This window comes from Burkholderia sp. Ac-20392, from assembly GCF_017104585.1.
Classification (GTDB): Bacteria; Pseudomonadota; Gammaproteobacteria; order Burkholderiales; family Burkholderiaceae; genus Burkholderia; species Burkholderia lata.
Map to the genome: position 1 here is coordinate 1 of NZ_JAAGPB010000457.1, position 6810 is coordinate 6810.

Sequence of the window (6810 nt, forward strand, 5' to 3'; positions counted from 1 at the left end):
CCGCTCTTGACCAGCAGCGGCCCGCTGCGGTCGAACGCGCCGCCCAGCACGTCGGCGAGGGACGTGACATCCTGCCAGTCGACCTGCGCGACGATCAGGTCGCCGGCTTCGTGGCGCGCGCCGGCCGGATCGTCGACGACCAGCCGGCTGGCGCGCACGGTGTTCGCATCGATCTCGGCCGCGTCCGCGGTGAACGCGCCGACGCCGACCACGAGCCGGCCTTCGCGCGCGGCTTCGCGATAGACGGGCGTGCGGCTCGTCGTCAGCGTGACGACGACGTCGATCGCATCGGGAATCGCGTCGCCGTCGAGCGGCACGAGCTTCGGCGCGAGCGCGCGATGCGCGGCACAGAATGCAGCCGCGCTGTCGGCGCTCGTGCCGCGCACGTGAAGGCGCGCATCGGGAAAGATCGCGGCAAGCGCTTCCGCGTGATTGGCCGCCTGCTTCCCGGTGCCGATCAGCAGGATGTCGTGCGGGGCGACGCCATGCAGCGCCTGGATGCCGAGTGCGGTAATGGCGGCCGTGCGGCGCCCGGTGACCGTCGGGCCGTCGAGCGCGAAGCGCATGTCGCCGGTGGTCGCGTCGTATGCGGTGACCTGGCCGAGGATCGTCGGCAACCCGCGCGCGCCGTTGCCCGGGCACACGTTCACGAGCTTGTGAGTCGCGAGGTCGCGCGCGCTCGACGGCATCGACAGCATCACGCCGCCGGCCTGCAGCGGCACGACCAGGCGTTCGGGGCTGACGATCTCGCCCGCCGCATAGTCAGCGACGGCCTGCCTGAGCGTGGCGAGCAGCGCCGGGTAGTCGAGCAGCGCGGCCGTGTCGGCCGCATCGAAAACGGGAATCGGGGAAAGGGCGGTCATCGTGTACGTCGTATGCGTCGGTGAGCGTGGACGACGGGCGCATGCCGCGCCCGCCACAGGGCTGCCGGATACCGTGACACAGGGCAGTGTGGATCGAATCTATACCACTTGCTGGCCCACCCGCAACCCAGAAAATAAAGCGGCTTGCCGATTTTGGTTCTAATATCTGTCCAGAAGGGCCGCCATGGCCTCGATGCCGGCGCGCTCCGGTATAGTGCGAACCCATTCCAGATTCACGCCCGCGACCGGGCAGGAGCGACAACGATGATGTCCGCGCGTCCCGACACACTCGAAGGCGGTTTCAGGCCGCTGCAGATCTACGAGCAGGTGGCCGAGAAGATCCGCGACGAGATCCGCGCGGGGCGCTATGCCGCCGAGTCGCGGCTGCCGTCCGAACGCGAGCTCGCGGGGCTGTTCCAGGTCGGCCGGCCGGCCGTGCGCGAGGCGCTCGGCGCGCTGCAGAACGAAGGGCTGGTGTTCACGAAGCGCAATTCGGGCACTTACGTCGTGGCGTCGCCGCTCGACGTGCTCGCGCAGCGCGGCGACATGCACCGGGCGTCCGAACCCGATTTCAGCCCGACGTCGACGCTCGACGTGCGGCTGATCCTGGAGCCCGCGATCGCGCGCCTCGCGGCCGCGCACGGCCGTGCCGACCCGGGCGCCGAACGCTATCTGGCTCAGATGGAGACCATTACCGACGTCGACGATCCGCATCAGCGCGCGCTGTGGAACGAGAGCGACCGGCTGTTCCACCGGCAACTCGCGTTGATGACCGGCGACGCGCTGATGGTGAAGATCGCGGACGAAGTCGCGAAGACGATGGACCAGCCGCTGTGGAAGCGGCTGAAGGACGACGGCATCTACGATGCGGGGCGGATCCGGCTCTACGTGTCCGAGCACCGGCTGATCTACGAGGCGATCGTGTCCCGCGACGCCGATGCGGCGGCGTTCTATGTCGAGCAGCACATCCTCCGCGTACGGCGCGACATCGCGCCGAAGTGACTGCGCCAGGTTCGTTCTGGTCTGAAAAATGACCAGAATCGAAGTTTTTATTTTTTAATTGCTTGCATGGTGACCACGCGTGTCCTACATTGGTTTCACACAAAACCAATCAGGAGACACCATGCGACACCTCGTTACCGCGCTCTCGGTGGCCCTCGCCGCCGGCGCGCTGACTTCCGCGCAGGCGCAGGAAGTCGTGATGATCGGCCATTCGGCGCCGTTGACCGGCCCGCAGGCCGCGAACGGCAAGGACAATGAAAACGGCGCGCGCCTGGCCGTCGACGAACTCAACAAGGCCGGCATCAAGGTCGCCGGCAAGACCGTCACCTTCAAACTGGTTTCCGACGACGACCAGGCCGACCCGAAGGCCGGCGTGCAGGTTGCACAGAATCTCGTCGACAAGGGCGTCGTCGCGGTGCTCGGGCCGTACAACTCGGGCGTCGCGATTCCCGCATCGCGTGTGTACTCGACCGCCGGCGTGCCGATGCTGCCGGTCGCGTCGAACCCGGCGCTGACCAAGCAGGGCTTCAAGAACATCTTCCGGATCGGCGCGAGCGACGAACAGCTCGGCGGCACGATGGCCACCTTTGCCGCGAAGACGCTGAACGCGAAGACCGCCGCCGTGATCGACGATCGCACCGCGTACGGGCAGGGCGTTGCCGAGCAGTTCATGAACGTCGCGAAGGCGAACGGCATCAAGATCGTCGACCAGGAATACACGAGTTCGTCGGCCACCGATTTCCTCGGCATTCTCACCAAGATCAAGGCCAGCAACCCCGACGTGATCTTCCTCGGCGGCTATGCGGCACAGGGCGCGCCGATGGCCAAGCAGATGAAGCAGCGCGGTCTGCGCGCGAAGCTGCTCGGCGGCGACGGCATCTGCTCGGCGGACATGGGCAAGGTCGCGGGCGACGCGGCGTCGATCGTCTACTGCGCGCAGGGCGGCGTCGCGCTCGAGAAGACGGCGGCCGGCCGCGAATTCCTGAAGAAGTACCACGACACGTATCACACCGATACGCAGGTCTACGGCGTGAACTACTACGACGGGATGAAGCTGCTCGCCGACGCGATGGTCAAGGCCGGCACGACCACCGACAAGGCGAAGCTGATCGCGCAGCTCGCGAAGTCGGACTACAAGGGTGTCGCGGGCACCTATTCGTTCGACGCGAACGGCGACCTGAAGGGCGCGCCGACCACCGTCTACGTGATCCGCAACGGCCTGCCGGAACCGTACGCGAAGTAACCGGCCAGCCTGCCATCGGACGGCGGCGCGGCCGCCGTCTTTCGTTTCAACGCATTCGATCCACCATGAAAATTTCCCGATCCCTTTCCACCGTCGAAGTCCATACGGGCGGCGAAGCGTTCCGCATCGTCACGAGCGGGCTGCCGCGCCTGCCGGGCGACACGATCGTCCAGCGGCGCGCGTGGCTCAAGGAAAATGCCGACGAGATCCGCCGCGCGCTGATGTTCGAACCGCGCGGCCACGCCGACATGTACGGCGGCTACCTGACCGAGCCCGTGTCGCCGAACGCGGATTTCGGCGTGATCTTCCTGCACAACGAAGGCTACAGCGACCATTGCGGGCACGGCGTGATCGCACTGTCGACCGCGGCCGTCGAGCTCGGCTGGGTGCAGCGCACGGCGCCGGAAACGCGGGTCGGCATCGACGCACCGTGCGGCTTCATCGAGGCGTTCGTCAAGTGGGACGGCGAGCATGCGGGGCCGGTGCGCTTCGTCAACGTGCCGTCGTTCATCTGGCAGCGCGACGTGTCGGTCGAGACGCCGTCGTTCGGCACCGTGACCGGCGACATCGCGTACGGCGGCGCGTTCTATTTCTACGTCGACGGCGCGCCGTTCGACCTGCCGGTGCGCGAAGCGGCCGTGGAAAAGCTGATCCGCTTCGGCGCGGAAGTGAAGGCCGCCGCAAACGCGAAGTATCCGGTCGTGCATCCGGAGATTCCGGAAATCAACCACATCTACGGCACGATCATCGCGAACGCGCCGCGCCACCCGGGCTCGACGCAGGCGAACTGCTGCGTGTTCGCGGATCGCGAGGTCGACCGCTCGCCGACCGGTTCCGGCACCGGCGGCCGGGTCGCGCAGCTCTACCAGCGCGGGCTGCTCGCGGCCGGCGACACGCTCGTCAACGAATCGATCGTCGGCACGGTCTTCAAGGGGCGCGTGCTGCGCGAAACGACGGTCGGCGAGATCCCGGCCGTGATTCCGGAAGTGGAGGGCAGCGCGCATATCTGCGGGTTCGCGAACTGGATCGTCGACGAACGCGATCCGCTGACCTACGGTTTTCTCGTGCGCTGAGTTGCGGCGCCGATCGGCCGCGCCTGGCGCGGCCTCCCGTTTGTAGTACCAGGCTTGGCGCGTCGTTCCGGTTGCGGGGCGCGCGCCTTTTTTGCGTGTGAACCGCCGCGCAGCCGCACCGTGCGTGCCGCCGCCGCGCCATTGCAGTCCGGCCGGCCGCGCGAGTTTGGTACGATGCACCCTTTTCAGCCGAGCTCCACCCGCGTGAATCGCCGAAACGTGTCGTCAGTGCGTGACTTCTGTGCCAGATGGGGCGCGCGCGCCCAACCCGTCGCGGCTGCCGCCGTCGCGCGGGTCAAGCCTCTCGCCGCCACCGCGTGGCGCCATGTCCGTCACCCGACGCGCCGCGGCGTGCTGCTCGCCGGCGCCGCCGTGCCGACGCTGTTCGTGGTGTACGTGGTCGTGCTCATCCCGTTCACGCCGGGCATCGGCGACATCCGCAAGGCGCGCGTCGACCAGCCCGCGCAGGTGCTGTCCGCCGACGGCAAGCTGCTGGCCGAATTCAAGCCGTCGAACCGCGAGTGGGTGCCGCTCAAGCAGATCTCGCCGCACATGGTCGACGCGCTGATCGCGACCGAGGATCACCGTTTCTACGAGCACCACGGCCTCGACTGGAAGCGCACGGCGTCGGCCGCGCTCCATACGTTCTCGGGCAGCCGCCAGGGCGGCTCGACGATCACGCAGCAGCTCGCGCGCAACCTGTATCCGGACGAGATCGGCCGTGCGCCGACGCTCACGCGCAAGGTGAAGGAGGCGATCACCGCGCTGAAGATCGAGGCGGTCTACAGCAAGGACCAGATCCTCGAGACTTACCTGAACACGGTGCCGTTCCTGTACAACGCGTACGGCGTCGAGATGGCGGCCCGCACCTATTTCGACAAGTCGGCGGACGAGCTCGACGTGCTCGACAGCGCGACGCTCGTCGGCATGCTGAAGGGCAACAGCTACTACAACCCGGTGCTGAACCCCGAGCGCGCGCTGCAGCGGCGCAATACGGTGCTCGGCCAGATGGTGAAGTACGGCAAGCTGTCGCCGGCGCAGTTCGCGCAGTTGCAGCGCCGGCCGCTGCGGATCGACTTCGAGCGGCAGAAAGAGCCGCCGGGGCCGGCGCCGCATTTCGCGCAGCAGCTGCGCAAATGGCTGATCGCGTGGGCCGACCGCAACGACTACAACATCTACGCGGACGGGCTGATCGTGCGCACGACGATCGACTCGCGGCTGCAGCAGATGGCGACGCAGGCGCTCACGCTGCAGGGCAACCAGCTGCAGGGCATTGCGAACAACGCCTGGAGCGGTCGCGACGGCTGCGGCACCGACAACGAGGTGTTCCGCACCTTCATGCGCGAGTCGCCCGAGTACAAGGCCGCGCAGGACGCCGGCAAGGACGACGCGGCCGCGATGAAGCTGCTCGCGGCCGACCGCGGCTTCATGCGCGCGCTGTGCAAGACGAAGACCGACGTGCAGGCCGGCTTCCTCGCGATCGATCCGCGCGACGGGCAGATCCGCGCGTGGGTCGGCAGCCGCGACTTCACCAACGAACCGTTCGACCACGTCGCGCAGGCGCGGCGCCAGCCGGGCTCGACGTTCAAGCCGTTCGTCTATGGCGTCGCGTTCGCGAACGGGATGAAGCCGGACGATACGTTCATCGACCAGCCGATCGAGATCCCGTTGAAGGGCGGCGAGATCTGGCGGCCGAACGACGACGTGCCGCCGACCGGCAAGCCGATGACGCTGCGCGACGCGGTCGCGCTGTCGCGCAACCGGATCACCGCGCAGGTGATGGAGAAGGTCGGGCCGGCGTCCGTGGCCAGGCTCGCACGCGACATGGGCGTGCGCGAAAGCCCGCTCGAACGCGTGCCGTCGCTGGCGCTCGGCACGAGCCCGGTCACGCTGAAGGAAATGGTCGCGTCTTACGCGACGATCGCGAACGGCGGGCTGTATGTCGAGCCGCAGATGGTGACGCGGATCGAGAACCGCCAGGGCGACGTGCTCGCCGAATACGCGCCGGCGCCGCCCGAGCGCGCGCTCGACGCCGAAACCGACAAGACGCTGCTCAGCGTGATGCGCGATGTCGTGACGCGCGGCACGGGCGGCAGCATCCGCACACGCTTCGGGATTCGTGGCGACGTGGCCGGCAAGACGGGCACGACGCAGGACAACGCGGACGGCTGGTTCATCCTGATGCAGCCCGGCCTCGTCGCCGGCGCGTGGGTCGGTTTCGACGACGGCCGCGTGACGCTGCGCAGCGACTACTGGGGGCAGGGCGCGCACAGTGCGCTGCCGATCGTCGGCGATTTCTTCCAGCGTGCGCAGCGCGCCCGGATCGTCGACACGAAGGCGAAATTCGATACCGAGCCGTCGCCGGGCTGGTTCGCGTCGCTGCGCGAGCGTGTGACGGACCTGTACGACACGTGGTTCCCGCCCGAGGCGAAGAAGGCGCCCGCACCGGTCAGGACGCAGCGGGTGGAGCGTGCGCCCGAGGCTGATACGGGCGCGGCCTCGGCCGCTTCGGCTGCCTCGGCGCCCGAAGCGGCATCGGGTGGCATCGTCGAGGAATGGGTGCCGGCGTCCGAAGTGGCCGCGTCGGCCGCCGCGCTGTCGGCGGGCGCTTCGCAATCGCAGCCGCAAC

At 68.1% G+C, this 6810-nt stretch carries 5 protein-coding genes; 4 read left to right on the plus strand and 1 reads right to left on the minus strand.

Annotation, left to right across the window (positions count from 1 at the left end; all coding sequences use genetic code 11):
* On the minus strand, positions 1–863 hold an 863-nt coding region (gene lhpI / locus G3N99_RS31855), incomplete at its 3' end, for a bifunctional Delta(1)-pyrroline-2-carboxylate/Delta(1)-piperideine-2-carboxylate reductase (protein ID WP_206124364.1).
* A gap of 264 nt (positions 864–1127) precedes the next feature.
* On the opposite strand from lhpI, the gene G3N99_RS31860 reads away from it, so the two are divergent.
* The 4 genes from G3N99_RS31860 to G3N99_RS31875 all read left to right on the plus strand — a co-directional run.
* Entirely contained in the window at positions 1128–1865 is a 738-nt protein-coding gene (locus G3N99_RS31860) for a GntR family transcriptional regulator (protein WP_206124365.1), read from the plus strand.
* Positions 1866–1986: 121 nt separating this feature from the next.
* A complete protein-coding gene (locus G3N99_RS31865; RefSeq protein ID WP_174935354.1) occupies positions 1987–3108 on the plus strand; it encodes a branched-chain amino acid ABC transporter substrate-binding protein in 1122 nt (373 codons plus the stop codon).
* A gap of 65 nt (positions 3109–3173) precedes the next feature.
* Positions 3174–4181 (plus strand): trans-3-hydroxy-L-proline dehydratase, encoded by a 1008-nt coding sequence (gene lhpH, locus G3N99_RS31870; RefSeq protein WP_206124366.1) that lies wholly within the window; start codon positions 3174–3176, stop codon positions 4179–4181.
* A 174-nt stretch (positions 4182–4355) separates the two neighbouring features.
* Positions 4356–6810: transglycosylase domain-containing protein (locus G3N99_RS31875; RefSeq protein WP_206124367.1), on the plus strand; the 2455-nt coding region annotated here is incomplete at its 3' end.